Annotated in this window: 13 protein-coding genes; all 13 read right to left on the reverse strand. The window is 51.7% G+C overall.

Annotation, left to right across the window (positions count from 1 at the left end; all coding sequences use genetic code 11):
- Positions 1-89: 89 nt before the first annotated feature.
- The 13 genes from ACQ76X_RS01600 to aroB all read right to left on the reverse strand — a co-directional run bounded on the left by ACQ76X_RS01600 (position 90) and on the right by aroB (position 13,156).
- A complete protein-coding gene (locus tag ACQ76X_RS01600) occupies positions 90-677 on the reverse strand; it encodes a histidine phosphatase family protein (protein WP_438491589.1) in 588 nt (195 codons plus the stop codon).
- A gap of 157 nt (positions 678-834) precedes the next feature.
- Complete coding sequence (locus ACQ76X_RS01605) at positions 835-1,428, reverse strand: anti-sigma factor (protein ID WP_038594472.1); 594 nt, start codon at positions 1,426-1,428, stop codon at positions 835-837.
- A gap of 5 nt (positions 1,429-1,433) precedes the next feature.
- Positions 1,434-2,021, reverse strand: coding sequence for an RNA polymerase sigma factor (locus ACQ76X_RS01610; protein ID WP_038594474.1), 588 nt, complete (start codon positions 2,019-2,021; stop codon positions 1,434-1,436).
- A gap of 729 nt (positions 2,022-2,750) precedes the next feature.
- On the reverse strand, positions 2,751-3,845 hold the full coding sequence (locus ACQ76X_RS01615) for a prephenate dehydrogenase (RefSeq protein ID WP_438491089.1): 1,095 nt from the start codon (positions 3,843-3,845) through the stop codon (positions 2,751-2,753).
- Between the two features lie 49 nt (positions 3,846-3,894).
- Positions 3,895-4,992, reverse strand: a complete 1,098-nt coding sequence (hisC, locus tag ACQ76X_RS01620) for a histidinol-phosphate transaminase (RefSeq protein ID WP_438491090.1) — start codon at positions 4,990-4,992, stop codon at positions 3,895-3,897.
- A gap of 57 nt (positions 4,993-5,049) precedes the next feature.
- Complete coding sequence (gene trpA, locus ACQ76X_RS01625; RefSeq protein WP_438491091.1) at positions 5,050-5,871, reverse strand: tryptophan synthase subunit alpha; 822 nt, start codon at positions 5,869-5,871, stop codon at positions 5,050-5,052.
- Positions 5,868-7,067: a tryptophan synthase subunit beta gene (trpB, locus tag ACQ76X_RS01630; RefSeq protein ID WP_438491092.1), complete on the reverse strand. Its 1,200-nt coding sequence runs from the start codon at positions 7,065-7,067 to the stop codon at positions 5,868-5,870. The genes trpA and trpB overlap by 4 nt, the downstream gene beginning before the upstream one ends.
- Positions 7,064-7,741, reverse strand: coding sequence for a phosphoribosylanthranilate isomerase (locus ACQ76X_RS01635; protein WP_438491093.1), 678 nt, complete (start codon positions 7,739-7,741; stop codon positions 7,064-7,066). The genes trpB and ACQ76X_RS01635 overlap by 4 nt, the downstream gene beginning before the upstream one ends.
- Entirely contained in the window at positions 7,734-8,564 is an 831-nt protein-coding gene (gene trpC, locus ACQ76X_RS01640; RefSeq protein WP_438491094.1) for an indole-3-glycerol phosphate synthase TrpC, read from the reverse strand. The genes ACQ76X_RS01635 and trpC overlap by 8 nt, the downstream gene beginning before the upstream one ends.
- On the reverse strand, positions 8,554-9,594 hold the full coding sequence (gene trpD, locus ACQ76X_RS01645; RefSeq protein ID WP_379140481.1) for an anthranilate phosphoribosyltransferase: 1,041 nt from the start codon (positions 9,592-9,594) through the stop codon (positions 8,554-8,556). Before trpD ends, trpC begins: the two co-directional genes overlap by 11 nt.
- A gap of 197 nt (positions 9,595-9,791) precedes the next feature.
- Positions 9,792-11,345, reverse strand: coding sequence for an anthranilate synthase component I (gene trpE / locus ACQ76X_RS01650; RefSeq protein WP_341379140.1), 1,554 nt, complete (start codon positions 11,343-11,345; stop codon positions 9,792-9,794).
- Between the two features lie 342 nt (positions 11,346-11,687).
- Positions 11,688-12,059, reverse strand: a complete 372-nt coding sequence (gene aroH / locus ACQ76X_RS01655; RefSeq protein WP_076109855.1) for a chorismate mutase — start codon at positions 12,057-12,059, stop codon at positions 11,688-11,690.
- On the reverse strand, positions 12,053-13,156 hold the full coding sequence (aroB, locus tag ACQ76X_RS01660) for a 3-dehydroquinate synthase (protein WP_076109856.1): 1,104 nt from the start codon (positions 13,154-13,156) through the stop codon (positions 12,053-12,055). Before aroB ends, aroH begins: the two co-directional genes overlap by 7 nt.
- Between the last annotated feature and the right edge of the window lies 1 nt (position 13,157).

Raw genomic sequence — 13,157 nt, forward strand, 5'->3', positions numbered from 1 at the left:
TTTTATCGCCTCACCGTTTTACTACCATTATGGGAAATACAGCCCTTTTTATTCCTTATTACGCAAAAAAAATAACCCGAGGCTTCGGGTTAACGCTGATTTTGCAAGATATGACGTGTACAATTGTATAACAGCGGACTCCATTCCAGTTCCTTCTTCTCCAGGATGGTCAGCGACAGATTGCCAAGACGTTCTGTGTACTTGTCCTTATAAAGCGCGGTGTACAGCTGAGCCAGAAAGCCGCCGTGGGAAATTACCAGCACATTGCTCTGCGGATAACGGGACGATAGATCCTCCAGGAAAGCCAGACCGCGTACCTGCAGCTGTTCATCTGTTTCTTGACCCAGCGACAGCAGGTTCCACTCTTTGCCCCACTTCTCCTCCCGCTGCATGGCAGTCATGCCTTCCACCTGTCCATAGGCACGCTCACGGATCCGGTGATCGGGTTCAAGCAGTGGAATGTCCAGCTTGGCAGCTACGATCTTCCCTGTCTCCGCTGCACGGGAAAGACTGCTGGTAATGCAGTAGTCCCAGCGGTAGGGTTCCTGCAGAAGCCTGTCTCCCAGCATCTCAGCCTGCCTCCGGCCCTCTTCGTTAAGAGGAATGTCACTTTGCCCCTGTATCTTTCCTTCCGCATTCCAATCGGTCAGCCCATGGCGTACTAAGCCGATAAGCATTGCCATCACCCTTCCCTTCCTTTATGTTTGCTTAATAATGTATCATGAATGAAAACAAATGTCTTCTTTTTGAAAGATTATTATGCCTTTTCGCTCTTCCTGCACGGAAACAACACAACAAAAAAAGCCCGCTTTACTTGATAGTAAAGGGAGCTCCTCATTGTCTGCGGTAACGGTTCAACCGGATGAGCAAAAATATCGATAAGCCTACCCCCAGCATGGACAGCATCATCCAATATTGTGGATGGGTTGGCCCCATGCTTACTACAAGCGGCTCGATAATGCCGCCTTCTGATTCGAGAACAGGATAAGCCGGCGACCATCCTAGTGAAAGGCCGGCCACACCCGTATCCACAATCCCGCTTTGCGCCGTGGTTGTGTTATGGGATGTCTTAAACATAGTGAAATATAGGAAGCTCGATAGAAACACTGCCAGAAAGCAGGCAATCCAAAGGCTTATCCGGCGGCGGAAAACTGTAGAATTACCGGCAGATTTCCCGTCTCCGGGCATCAGCCAGGGACTCTCGAGATAAATCCGCTCCATAACCCTGAGGTTTATAGCTTCCGCACGTTCTTCGCTGACTTCTACCTTCGTCTCAAGCATAAGCTCGCTGCTCTCCTGCCACAATGCCCACTCGGAGGCGCAGTACGGGCAACTTGCAATATGCCTCTCAAGTTCAATCCGCTTGGGGTCGGTGGGGGGAGCGTCCCACAATAGCGGAATGAAATCTTGCGCTTCCCTGCAGTTCATTGGCCTTACACCCTCTCAGCCTGCTCTTCAAGTTCAGGCTCATAGAAATAGGACTCGAGCTGGAGCTTCACACTGCTCCTGGCACGGAACAATAATGATTTCACGGAGCTGACACTCTGATCCAAAATAATGGCGATTTCCTGATAATCCATTTGATCATATTCACGCAGAATGAGTGCAGAACGCTGCTTCTCCGGTAGATTATTGATCGCTTCACGGACCAGCATCATCCGTTCTTTACGAAGTGCCGCTTGCTCCGGCGCTACCTCTGGCGGAGCTACAGGAGTATAGCCGCTTTCTTCAAGAGATACATTGCCTGCACGATTCTTGCGAAGCTCACTCAGCACCGTATTACGGGCGATTGTATACAGCCATGTCGAGAATGAAGCATCCACTTCACGGAAGGAATGCAAGCTGCGGAACGCCTTATAAAAGGTCTCCGAGCAGAGATCTTCGGCAATCAGCTCCATATGGGAATTCTTAAGCATATGATAGACAAAAGCCAATATTTTTCGTTGGTATCTTCGCATCAGTTCCGAGTATAATTCTGTGTTTCCTTGCTTAATAAGCTGGATCAACTGGGAATCCGTCATGGTGAGTTCGGCCCTCCTCGCCCTTGCACGTTTAATCCCGGCCGGTCTGTAACTACTTATACCGGTCGGGGCTTAAAAAGTTGCGCTTTTACACTAAATTTGTACCGTTTTATGAAATACTTCCTATGTATATTCAAATACCCGGTAAATAAGGCATGCCACATGTAAATACAGAAATAAATACGCATCTTTACAGGTTTCCTTACATCCCGCACGGCTCTTTTTTGATGATTACGGAAAGGAATCTATAAACATACTTAACCCAGTATAGCATAGATTCTAACAGGATGACATTAATAGACTCGAGGCAACAATACACTATTTTACATTCCGCATATTAAGTCGAATCCTGCTTCATTCCTAAACCTGCCATCTGCGCACCCAAAAAGTCAGTCGAAACGCTCTTTCTTATCTATTCCGGATGGCCGGATCTGCGATTTGGAAAATAAAGTTTAAAGAAAGTGTTGACAAAATGTAAACGGATACATATAATAAAAGTACAGTATGGTTTCTCTCCACTCCTATCCAAACACTGCACAATTCCAATTCATTGTGAATTGTAGCCGCTTACTTTGTAAGCGGTCTTTTTTTGTCCATTTTCAGGCTGAGTCGCGTTGTAACCCAAACCAAAAAGGGCTTTGACTTCGAAGTTTTCTCAGGTATTTTGCGGGGAGTCCGATAACTTATATATCTTAACAACTAAAAAAGCCGGGGCATTCGCCCCGGCTTCTACACATATACCGTATAATCATTGTGCTGCAGGAGAATCTTAGCCCGCTCCATGTCATTCTCCTGACGGAAAGACAGCCGCATAATGCCGGGAACGTCTTCACGGCTCTCAATAATCTGCACATTGCTAAGGTTGATACCCTGATCCCCCAGCTCCGTAGCGATTCGCCCGATAATACCCGGATGATCGGGAACATCAATATGGAGATCGAACAATGGCGTAATCATTCCTTTGCGGCGCTCCGGCAGCTGGCTGCGGAAGCCGTTAGCTTCGCTGAAAGCCTCCTCAATGCCTTCTCCGTCCGCCGTCTCCAGCAATTGGATAAATGAAGATACCTCCTGATTCCAATCCTTCAGCAAGCGCAGCATCACCGTACGGTTGTTAAGCAGAATATCGCGCCAGATGATCGGATCACTGGAAGCAATCCGTGTGATGTCGCGGAAGCCGCCTGCAGCCAAAGTGCTGTACAGGGAATCCGTATTATCATAGGCATGAATCTGATTCACAAGCGCGACAGCAATAATATGCGGCAGATGACTGATCGCACCGACAATTTCATCGTGGCGTTCCGGATCGAGCCGGACGATCTGCGCTTTGGTATGTAATAGCAAGGATTCAAGTGCATGATACGCATCTTCCGGCACTCCCGGCGGAGGCGTCAGCACATAATAGGCATTCTCAAACAGCAGTGAGGAGGCTGCTTCCACACCGGAGCGTTCGGAACCGGCCATCGGGTGCCCGCCTATGAAATGCACATCAGGAAAGTCCAGTGAAACCGCGCAGGCGGCAATGCTGGCCTTGGTGCTGCCGACATCCGTAATGATGCAGCCGGGTTTCAGCGGAAGCTTGCTTAACTGCTGCAAATAATCCTCCAGCATGCCTACAGGCACGCATAGAAAAATAAAATCGGCGTCCAGCGCCGCTTCTTCAACAGAAAGTGTTGCCTGATCGACAACACCTCTGCTGACATACTTAATTGCGGATTCAGGACGGTGGGCATGGCCTACGACGGTCAGGCCCTCCTTGCCTTTGAAGCAAAGGGCCAGTGAGCCTCCGATCAGACCGACACCGAAAATGGCTATTTTTGTCGTCATGTTCTTTGTACTACCTGCCTTCTATAGGTATCGTCTTGTCTGTTACAGGCTACACCTGTACCTTCTGATCTTTAAGCACGCGCTCCAAAGCGGCGATAAAAGCCTTGTTCTGCTCTGTCGATCCGACAGTAACACGGATATAAGTCGGGTAAAGCCTGTGACCAGCTCTTACAATAATGCCTTGGCGCAGCAAGGCGTCGAATACTTCGGTTGCAGGCTTGCGTACATCTACCATAATGAAATTACCGTGTGCCGGGAAAAAGTCCAGACTCAGGCGTTTGAATTCTCCCTGAAGCTGAATGATGCCCGCGCTGTTGAGACGGCGGCATTCCTGCACATATTCCTGGTCAGCCAGTGCAGCCAAGGCGCCAGCCTGGGCTAGGCGGGAAGTGTTGAAAGGTTCCCGAACCTGATTAATCAGCTTGATAATCTGCGGGCTTGCAACACCATAGCCGATGCGGAGCGCAGCCAACCCATAAATCTTGGAGAAGGTGCGCAGCACCACCAGATTCGGATACTTAGCGAGCAGCTCAATTCCGTCCGAATAGGAAAGGTCTGTTACGTATTCGGAATATGCTTCATCGAGCACCACCATTACATTCGCAGGAACCGCGTTCAGGAAAGTGACCAGCGCCTCTTCAGGCACAATCGTACCGGTTGGATTATTGGGATTGCAGATCCAGATCACCTTTGTCCGTTCCGTTACTGCAGCCAGCATCGCGTCAAGATCATGTGTACCGTTTGCCAGAGGCACTTCTATCGAAACAGCACCTTCGATATCGGCATTGCTCTTGTATACGGAGAAGGTCTGATCCGCCATAATTGTCTCGTCACCCGGCAGGAAAAAGGCACGTGTAATCAAGGCGATGATTTCATCGGAGCCGCAGCCGAATATGATATTGTCGTTCTCCACGCCAAGGTGGCTTGCCAGTGCGCTTGTCAAATCAGCGGCCGCGCCATCAGGATACAGAAAAAGATTGTCCAGATCGGCAATAATAGCAGCTTTTGCGCTCGGCGAAGGCCCATAGGGGTTCTCATTGGACGCCAGTTTAATGACCTCGCTTAAGCCCAGTTCTTTCTTAACCTCATCAATAGGTTTGCCTGGCTTGTAGACAGGGAGGTTGATAATATTTGGTTTCGGATTCATTTATGTTCCTCGCTCTCCATGGGTAAGATAGCTGCTCTCAGGTCTGTCAGCAGACCGTTATGGTCTTAATTGTGCCACAAATTCACGAATTTGCAACAGTCCTTGGCTGCGGGTATCCGGATTGTCCAGCAGCGGAATCACATCCTCCACCTTGCGGACAATGGCACTGCCTACGACCACACCGTCGCAAATGCGGGCAAACCGTGCCACCTGCTCGCCCGTCGAGATGCCAAATCCAACAGCTACCGGCAAGTCTGTTGCCCGGCGTACGGATTCAATAAAGTCATCGACTCCGGTATGAAACGACGATCTTTCGCCCGTCACACCAAGGGAGGAGACACAATAGACAAAACCGCTGGCACCGGAGACAATTTTGGCAATCCGCTCACTGGAGGTCGGTGCAACAAGCGGTATCAGATTCACACCAGCCTCACGGCTGCGCAGGCGCATCTCCCCGGACTCCTCCACAGGCAGATCGGGAATGATCAGGCCGCTGATTTCGTGGGTCTCAAGCTCTGCAAAAAAGGTGTCCAAGCCCATCTGCATAACCGGATTATAATAGGTGAACAAAATGAACGGAAGCTCACTTCCCGCCTGTCGGGCCTTCAGTGCCGTTTCCATACAGGTTCGAAGGTTAATGCTGCCTCGCAGCGCTCTAGCAGATGCCCGCTGGATCACCGGACCATCCGCAAGCGGGTCGGAGTAAGGAACGCCCAGCTCCAGAATATCTGCACCCGCCGCCTCCAGTTCGGCAATGATATCAAGCGTGGTCTCCAGATCGGGATCGCCTACCGTTAGAAAAGGAATCAAGGCCGTCCGTCCGGCCTCTTTTAGCTGCCCGAAGGTCAAATCCATCCGGTTTGTCGTGTCCGTTGTCATTGCTTACCCGCTCCTTCCGTATAGGCCATTATAGATTCCACGTCTTTGTCGCCGCGCCCGGACAAACAGATGACTACAATATCATCCTTGGTGAGCGTGGGTCCGATCTTAGCAACATGCGCCAAGGCGTGGGCCGACTCCAGAGCTGGAATAATGCCTTCAGTCATACACAGCAGCTTCAAAGCCTCAAGCGCTTCCTCATCCGTAATCGGCACGTATCGGGCACGCTCTATGTCTTTGAGGTAGGAATGCTCAGGGCCAACTCCCGGATAATCCAATCCGGCAGAGATGGAATGCGCCTCTGTAACCTGTCCATGTTCATCCTGCAGCAGATAGCTCAGGGAGCCTTGAAATACTCCATGGGTTCCCTTGCTCATTGTCGCAGCATGAAAAGGGGTATCGATCCCCTTGCCTGCAGCCTCTACTCCGATCATGCCGACATTCTCATCCTCCATGAACGGATAGAACATGCCGATCGCATTGCTTCCTCCGCCTATGGCAGCGACCAGCAGATCCGGCAGCCTGCCTTCGGCCTCCAGAATCTGGCGGCGGGTCTCATCGCCGATAATCCGCTGGAAGTTGCGGACCATCATCGGATAAGGATGCGGTCCAACCGCAGAGCCTAAGATATAAAAGGTATCTTCAACATTGCTGACCCAGTAGCGCAGCGCTTCATTCCCTGCATCCTTGAGTGTCCGTGATCCGGAAGTTACCGGTATAACCTCTGCTCCCAGAAGCTTCATACGGAAAACGTTAAGCGCTTGGCGGCGTGTATCCTCCTCCCCCATAAACACCTTGCATTCCATCCCAAGGAGCGCTGCCACCGTAGCCGTAGCTACGCCATGCTGGCCTGCACCTGTCTCGGCAATAACCTTCGTTTTGCCCATCATCTTGGCCAATATTCCCTGACCGATCGCATTGTTGATCTTATGTGCTCCGGTGTGATTCAGGTCTTCACGCTTTAGATAGATCTTGGCCTCACCGATATGCTTGCTGAAACGTTCCGCATAATACAGCGGAGTCTCCCGTCCGGAATACTGCTTCAGCAAATAATCTATTTCTTCCTGAAAAGCCGGTTCCCCCGAATACTTGCGGTAGGCTTCCTCCAGCTCAATCAGTGCATTCATTAAAGTTTCAGGAACGAAGCGGCCTCCAAAAGAACCAAAACGCCCATTGATGTCCGGTACTTGTATCATGATTGCTTCACCCTTTCCACAAAAGCTGTCATTTTAACGATATCCTTAATTCCGCCGCTCTCCACTCCGCTGGAAACATCCACGCCATCCGGGGCGTAGCCCGCCAGCAATTCACTGACATTGCCCGGCTCCAGTCCCCCGGCGATAAATAAAGGCAGCCCATACGCCGCTGCCGCCTGCTGGAAGTGAGGAATACGTGCCCAATCAAATGTCCGGCCCGAACCGCCGCCCTGCGGATCATAAGTATCCAGCAGCAATGCATCCACCACACCGGCATAGCTTTCCAGGCTACTATGGCTATCCAAAGCTTGTTCCGTGTCACGGCTGACCACAGAAAGAGCCTTCCAGACCTGTACCTGCGGAAACGCCAGCTTAACCTCACGGCAGAATTCCGCACTTTCCTGCCCATGCAGCTGTATCACACCCAGTGGAACTGCCGTCATGATTTCCCGAAGCTCTGCCAGTTCCGGATTCACAAACACACCTGCGGCTTCCGGAGCCTTATCTGCCTGCCAGTCCGCAAGCTGTGCGGTAAGCACTGCTGCCTGCTCCGAGGTTATTCTGCGGCGGCTGGGAGCAAAGACAAAACCGACATAATCCAGTGGTAATCGCTTCATAGATTTTAGCACTTCAACGTCCTGAAGTCCACAGATTTTTACCATTGTCTCACTCATGCAAGGCACGGCCTTTCCCTGCCTGCACCGGACCCAGCAGTTCATTCACTGCCTGCTCCACGTTCTGCTGACACATTAAATATTCTCCCACTAACACGCCAAGGGCGCCGGTTGTGCTCAGATAATCTATATCGCCGGGCCCGGCAATTCCACTCTCACTAATCACTGGCACTCCCTTAGGTGCAAGCGTGGCCAGCTCTGCCGTAGTCGCAAGCGAGGTTTCAAAGGTATGCAGGTTGCGGTTATTGATTCCCAGCAGCACATTCGGATGTGCCGCTTTGCCGGTCTCCAGTAGCATTTCCAGTTCATTGCGGTCATGAATCTCAATAAGTACGTCCATTCCCAGTGAGGAAGCCAACTCTGTGAAGTTAGCAAGCCGGTTCGGGTCCAGAATAGCCGCGATCAGCAGGATGGCATCCGCTCCCAGCAGACGCGCCTCATAAATCTGTTTCTCGTCGATAATAAAATCCTTGCGCAGCAGTGGAAGACTTACCGCCTTTCTAACCTGCTGCAGGTATAAACCGCTGCCCTGAAAATACTCGCTGTCCGTAAGAACGGACAAGCAGTCAGCACCTCCCGCCTCATAGCCTTGTGCTATGGAAACCGGGTCAAAATCCGCCCGGATCAGACCTTTGGACGGGGAAGCCTTCTTCACTTCCGCAATCAGCCCCATCTCTCTGTTCCGCCGCTTCGTGAGCGCATCACGGAATCCTTTTGTAGACGGCAGCCCGGAAATTTCAAGCTCAGCCTGAGCCAGCGAAAAAGTCGCGGCCAGCGCCTCTACCTCTTTGATTTTGGTGGCAACAATCCGTTCAAGATACATAATCAAGCTCCTTCGTCATGACTTTCAGCTGCTCCAGCTTGAGCAGTGCCGCGCCTGAATCTACTACTTCCCTTGCTTTCTCTACGCCATCTCTCAATGTATCCGCCAATCCGGCGACATAGATACAAGCACCTGCATTGGCCAATACAATATCACGGTAAGGATTAACTTCTCCGGCCAACACGGCGGTGATAATCGCTGCATTTTCAGCTGCATCTCCGCCAAGCACATCTTCCAGCGGATGTCTGCTGAGACCCAGTTCCTCTGGAGTCACTTCATAGGTAAACACAGCCCCGTCTTTCAGCTCGGATACCTGTGTAGGTGCGGAAATGCTGATTTCATCGAGACCATCCAGACTGCTTACAATCATCGCGCGCTTGGAGCCGAGCTCCTTCAGCACATTCGCCACTGTTTCCGTCTTGCTGCGGTCATAAATGCCCATCAGCTGCCGGTCGGCTCCCGCTGGATTGGTCAGCGGTCCAAGCATGTTAAATACGGTCCGGACGCCGAGCTCACGCCGGGGTGCGGCGGCATGCTTCATGGATGGATGATAGATTTGTGCGAACAGGAAGCAGATGCCGATGCTGTCCAGACACTGGCGGGCCTGCTCCGCATTCAGATGAATGTTGACGCCCAGCGCTTCCAGCACATCAGCGCTGCCCGCTCTGCCGGAAGCAGAACGGTTGCCGTGCTTGGCGACCCGGACCGAAGCGGCTGCGGATATGATCGCCGAGGCCGTAGAAATGTTGAATTTATGGATTCCGGAACCGCCGGTTCCGCAGGTATCCAGCAGCCGGGTGCGCTCCGTAAGCACAGGAGTACCGAAACCGCGCATGGCTTCGGCGAAACCGGTAATTTCCTCCACAGTCTCCCCCTTGATCCGCAATGCGGTCAGCAAGGCGCCAATTTGCGCCGGTGATGCCGATCCCTCCATTATTGTTCCCATAAGCTCACGAGCCTGTGTGCGGGTTAAATCCCTGCCCTCGATCAGTCCGGCAATTCCTGATTGCATCAATTGACTTGCTTCCATAGTTCTTTTCCTCCTAAAAGTTTTGTGAGCATATGCAACCTGAACCCGCATCGAACAAAACTGACACCGGAAGCATACGCTAAAAGTTTTATGGAGCATTCTCTGCTCTGCTCATCTTCGTAATAAAACTCACTTCGTAAGCATTCGCTAAGTTTTATGGAGCATTCTCTGCTCAGCTCATCTCTGCTATTCCCTGGTTAAGGGGTATATTCGTACATGTAATCCTGGTTGATTACCTGTTTTTCTTTCACTTCAGCCGGGAACATCGCTTCCGCCATGCGGATCGCCTTCAGCATCCCTTTTGCCTTGTTGAGGGTCTCCTCATATTCCTTCTCCGGAACAGAGTCCCAGACAATTCCTGCCCCGGCCTGCACATAAGCCCGGCCCTTACGGAAGATAATGGTGCGGATCGTAATGCAGGAATCCATATTTCCGGAAAACCCGAGATAACCGATGGCTCCGGCATACGCGCCTCTTGCTTCGCGCTCCAGCTCCGAGATAATTTCCATAGCTCGCAGCTTCGGGGCTCCGGAAACGGTGCCGGCAGGAAGGCAGGAGAGGAAGGCGTCGAAGAAATCCTTGTTTTCGTCAAGCGTTCCAGATACGTTCGAAACCATGTGCATCACATGGGAGTATTTTTCAATTTCCATGAAGGAATCGCATTTGACGGTGCCGAACTTTGAGACCCGGCCCAAATCATTGCGCCCCAGATCGACCAGCATCAGATGTTCTGCCCGTTCCTTCTCATCATGCAGCAGTTCCTCAGCCAGCTCCCGATCCTGTGCTTCGTTTTCGCCTCTCGGACGGGTTCCGGCAATCGGGCGGGTCTTGACCCGGTCACCGTCCACCTTCACCAGCGCTTCGGGAGAAGTGCCGACAATGATCTCTTCATCCATCTTCAGATAATACATATATGGCGAAGGGTTCAATGTGCGCAGCATCCGGTATACATGGAGTGGCGATACTTCCGTTTCAATGTGCAGCCGCTGTGACAGCACCACCTGAAAAATATCCCCGGCCCGGATGTACTCCTTGGCCTGCTCCACATTGCCGATATATTGTTCCTTCGTCAGGTTAGAGTGGATCTGACCCAGCTCGATATCCTGCGGTATGCTGCGCCGGTTGACATTTTCCTTCGGTCCTTCCTTCTGCAGCTCTTCGGCCATAACCTCCAGCTTGCGGCTAAGCTCTTCATAGCCTGCGCGGATGTCCGAGTCCGTATCTCCGTCCTTGATGTGCAGATTGCCGACAAGCAGGATTTGCTGCTTCACATGATCAAAGACAATGATCCGGTCGCAGAACATAAAGCGGATGTCGTCCATATTCAGATCATCAACGGCATGTGCCGACAGCTTCTCGTAATACTGCAGCAGATCATAGCCAAAGAATCCGATGGCTCCGCCTGTAAAGGGAGGCATTTCTTCCAGCTTCGGGCTGCGGTAAGAGCGGAGCAGCGCTTTAAGCTCCTCGACCGGCTTGCCCAAGAGCCGTTTTTTCTCTCCGCCGACTTCAACGTGAATGATGCCTTTTTTGCCGGAGATCATGAGGAACGGATCACTGCCGATAAAGGAATAACGGGCCCATTGAATACCGCCCTCTACACTTTCCAGCAAAAATGCACGATCCTGTTCGGCAAAACGCTGGAACAGCCGGATCGGCGTCTCCATGTCGGCAAGCAGCCGCTTTACGACCGGAATTAAGTTATACTCCCGGGACAACGCCACTACTTCTTCGACTCTTGGGTTCGTCATATGAAATACCTCCTTGGGATCTGATATTATGTCCGAAATACAGAAAAACCTCTACCGAAGTAGAGGTTTGTATAAGTGTAAGTATGTGAAAAAGCGCTCAGGACCGGCATTATGATCCATATATGCGGATATCTCCTATGTGGGAATAGACGGGTAGCGCTGTGAAACTCTACACCAAAATAATCCCAGGAGGGAATCACAAATAAATGGATTGCCTATACGAACTAAATCCTGCACTCAACTCAGCTATACTCATCTCATCTAAACTAAACTCTGCTTCACTCGGCTAACTCCACTATACATGATGATGGAGGTCATTGACAACCCCGCATCTGCAAATTATTACTTGCTCTGTGATAGATCCGGGCGAAGCTTCTGGGCTTCGTTCAGATACACATGGCGGATATCCCGCTGCGATTTATCGGTGTTGACCTGCACCATGAGGCGGATGCACTGTGGCAGGCTGCCCTTGACCGGGATCTCGACGGAACACATGAGCGGTACCATCTCCCAGCCTTCAATCTCACGGATCGCCCTTGCCGGGAAGGTAGCATCCAGATCAGCAGTCATCGTAATCCATACGCTGCAAATATCCTCTGCAATCACGTCATTGCGTTCGACGATTTCCCGCAACAGTACAACCGTTTCACGCAGGATCTCGTTTTCCTCGTTTTTCGTTACGGTTGTTGCACCGCGTATCCCCCGGTTTACCATGGGCTTTCCTCCTTCTTAAGCTGTGCTATAACCTCACGAACAGATGATTGCTGCACATCATTGACAATACTGACCGAACCAATGGCATCTGGCACGATAAAGGTCATTTTTCCTTCTTTGAATTTCTTATCATGCATCATCGCCGCCATCAGTTCATCCTCACCATATTGCGCCGGCAGTCTTACCGGCAAGGCGAGCGCCGACAGCATAGATACCGTGTCTTCATAAATGGACTTATCTTTGCCCAGTTTGGCCGCTAAAAGCGCCGATCCCGCCATTCCGATGGCAATCGCTTCCCCATGCAGGAATACACCGTAGCCCCCCACTGCCTCGATCGCATGCCCAATGGTATGCCCGAGGTTCAGTATGGCCCGCTGCCCATGCTCACGCTCATCATTGCCGATTACGGCGGCTTTGATCGCACAGCCCCGCTCCAGCGCATAACCAAGCGCTTCCACGTTCAACTCAAGCAGCTCTGCCGCATGATCACGGCACCAGTAGGCAAAATCCCTGTCCAGAATCAGGCCGTGTTTTACAACCTCGGCCAGCCCTGAAGAAATCTGGCGCGGCGGAAGCGTGCGGAGCGTGTCCAGATCATACAGCACCATAGACGGCTGATAGAAGGCGCCGATCATATTTTTGGCTAGCGGATGATTAACAGCCACCTTCCCGCCGACACTGCTGTCATGGGCAAGGATGGTTGTCGGAATCTGCAGGAAGCCGATACCGCGCATATAAGACGCGGCCACAAAACCCGCCAGATCACCGACCACACCGCCACCGAGTGCCAGTACCGCCGAGCTGCGGTCCAGACCAGCCTGAATGGCCGTTGTGATAACCTCTTCATATACGGCCAGAGATTTAGAAGCCTCCCCGGCAGGGATAATATGGCTTACGACCGTATACCCCTGAGCCTGCAAGGAGCTTTCCACCGTGGCCAGAAAATGTGGGGCAACTTCACTGTCACTGACAACCAGCAGCGGACTGCGCAGTGGAAATCCGGCTTCCTGGCAGCGTTCACCGATACCCTGAAGCAAGCCGCTGCCGATATGGATCGGATAAGAACGTTCTCCCAATTCTACAGTAATACTGCGCATA

Origin of the sequence: Paenibacillus sp. IHBB 3054, assembly GCF_051594305.1 — a bacterium.
GTDB lineage: Bacteria > Bacillota > Bacilli > Paenibacillales > Paenibacillaceae > Paenibacillus_AQ.

What these genes read in the sequence shown, in the direction of transcription:
- ACQ76X_RS01605 (WP_038594472.1), bottom strand. Translation starts at nt 1,428, where the DNA reads ATGAACTGCAGGGAAGCGCAAGATTTCATTCCGCTATTGTGGGACGCT.
- aroH (WP_076109855.1), bottom strand. Translation starts at nt 12,059, where the DNA reads ATGGTAAACCGGGGGATACGCGGTGCAACAACCGTAACGAAAAACGAG.
- trpE (WP_341379140.1), bottom strand. Translation starts at nt 11,345, where the DNA reads ATGACGAACCCAAGAGTCGAAGAAGTAGTGGCGTTGTCCCGGGAGTAT.
- trpA (WP_438491091.1), bottom strand. Translation starts at nt 5,871, where the DNA reads ATGACAACGGACACGACAAACCGGATGGATTTGACCTTCGGGCAGCTA.
- aroB (WP_076109856.1), bottom strand. Translation starts at nt 13,156, where the DNA reads ATGCGCAGTATTACTGTAGAATTGGGAGAACGTTCTTATCCGATCCAT.
- trpB (WP_438491092.1), bottom strand. Translation starts at nt 7,067, where the DNA reads ATGATACAAGTACCGGACATCAATGGGCGTTTTGGTTCTTTTGGAGGC.
- ACQ76X_RS01635 (WP_438491093.1), bottom strand. Translation starts at nt 7,741, where the DNA reads ATGAGTGAGACAATGGTAAAAATCTGTGGACTTCAGGACGTTGAAGTG.
- ACQ76X_RS01600 (WP_438491589.1), bottom strand. Translation starts at nt 677, where the DNA reads ATGCTTATCGGCTTAGTACGCCATGGGCTGACCGATTGGAATGCGGAA.
- ACQ76X_RS01615 (WP_438491089.1), bottom strand. Translation starts at nt 3,845, where the DNA reads ATGACGACAAAAATAGCCATTTTCGGTGTCGGTCTGATCGGAGGCTCA.
- hisC (WP_438491090.1), bottom strand. Translation starts at nt 4,992, where the DNA reads ATGAATCCGAAACCAAATATTATCAACCTCCCTGTCTACAAGCCAGGC.
- trpC (WP_438491094.1), bottom strand. Translation starts at nt 8,564, where the DNA reads ATGTATCTTGAACGGATTGTTGCCACCAAAATCAAAGAGGTAGAGGCG.
- ACQ76X_RS01610 (WP_038594474.1), bottom strand. Translation starts at nt 2,021, where the DNA reads ATGACGGATTCCCAGTTGATCCAGCTTATTAAGCAAGGAAACACAGAA.
- trpD (WP_379140481.1), bottom strand. Translation starts at nt 9,594, where the DNA reads ATGGAAGCAAGTCAATTGATGCAATCAGGAATTGCCGGACTGATCGAG.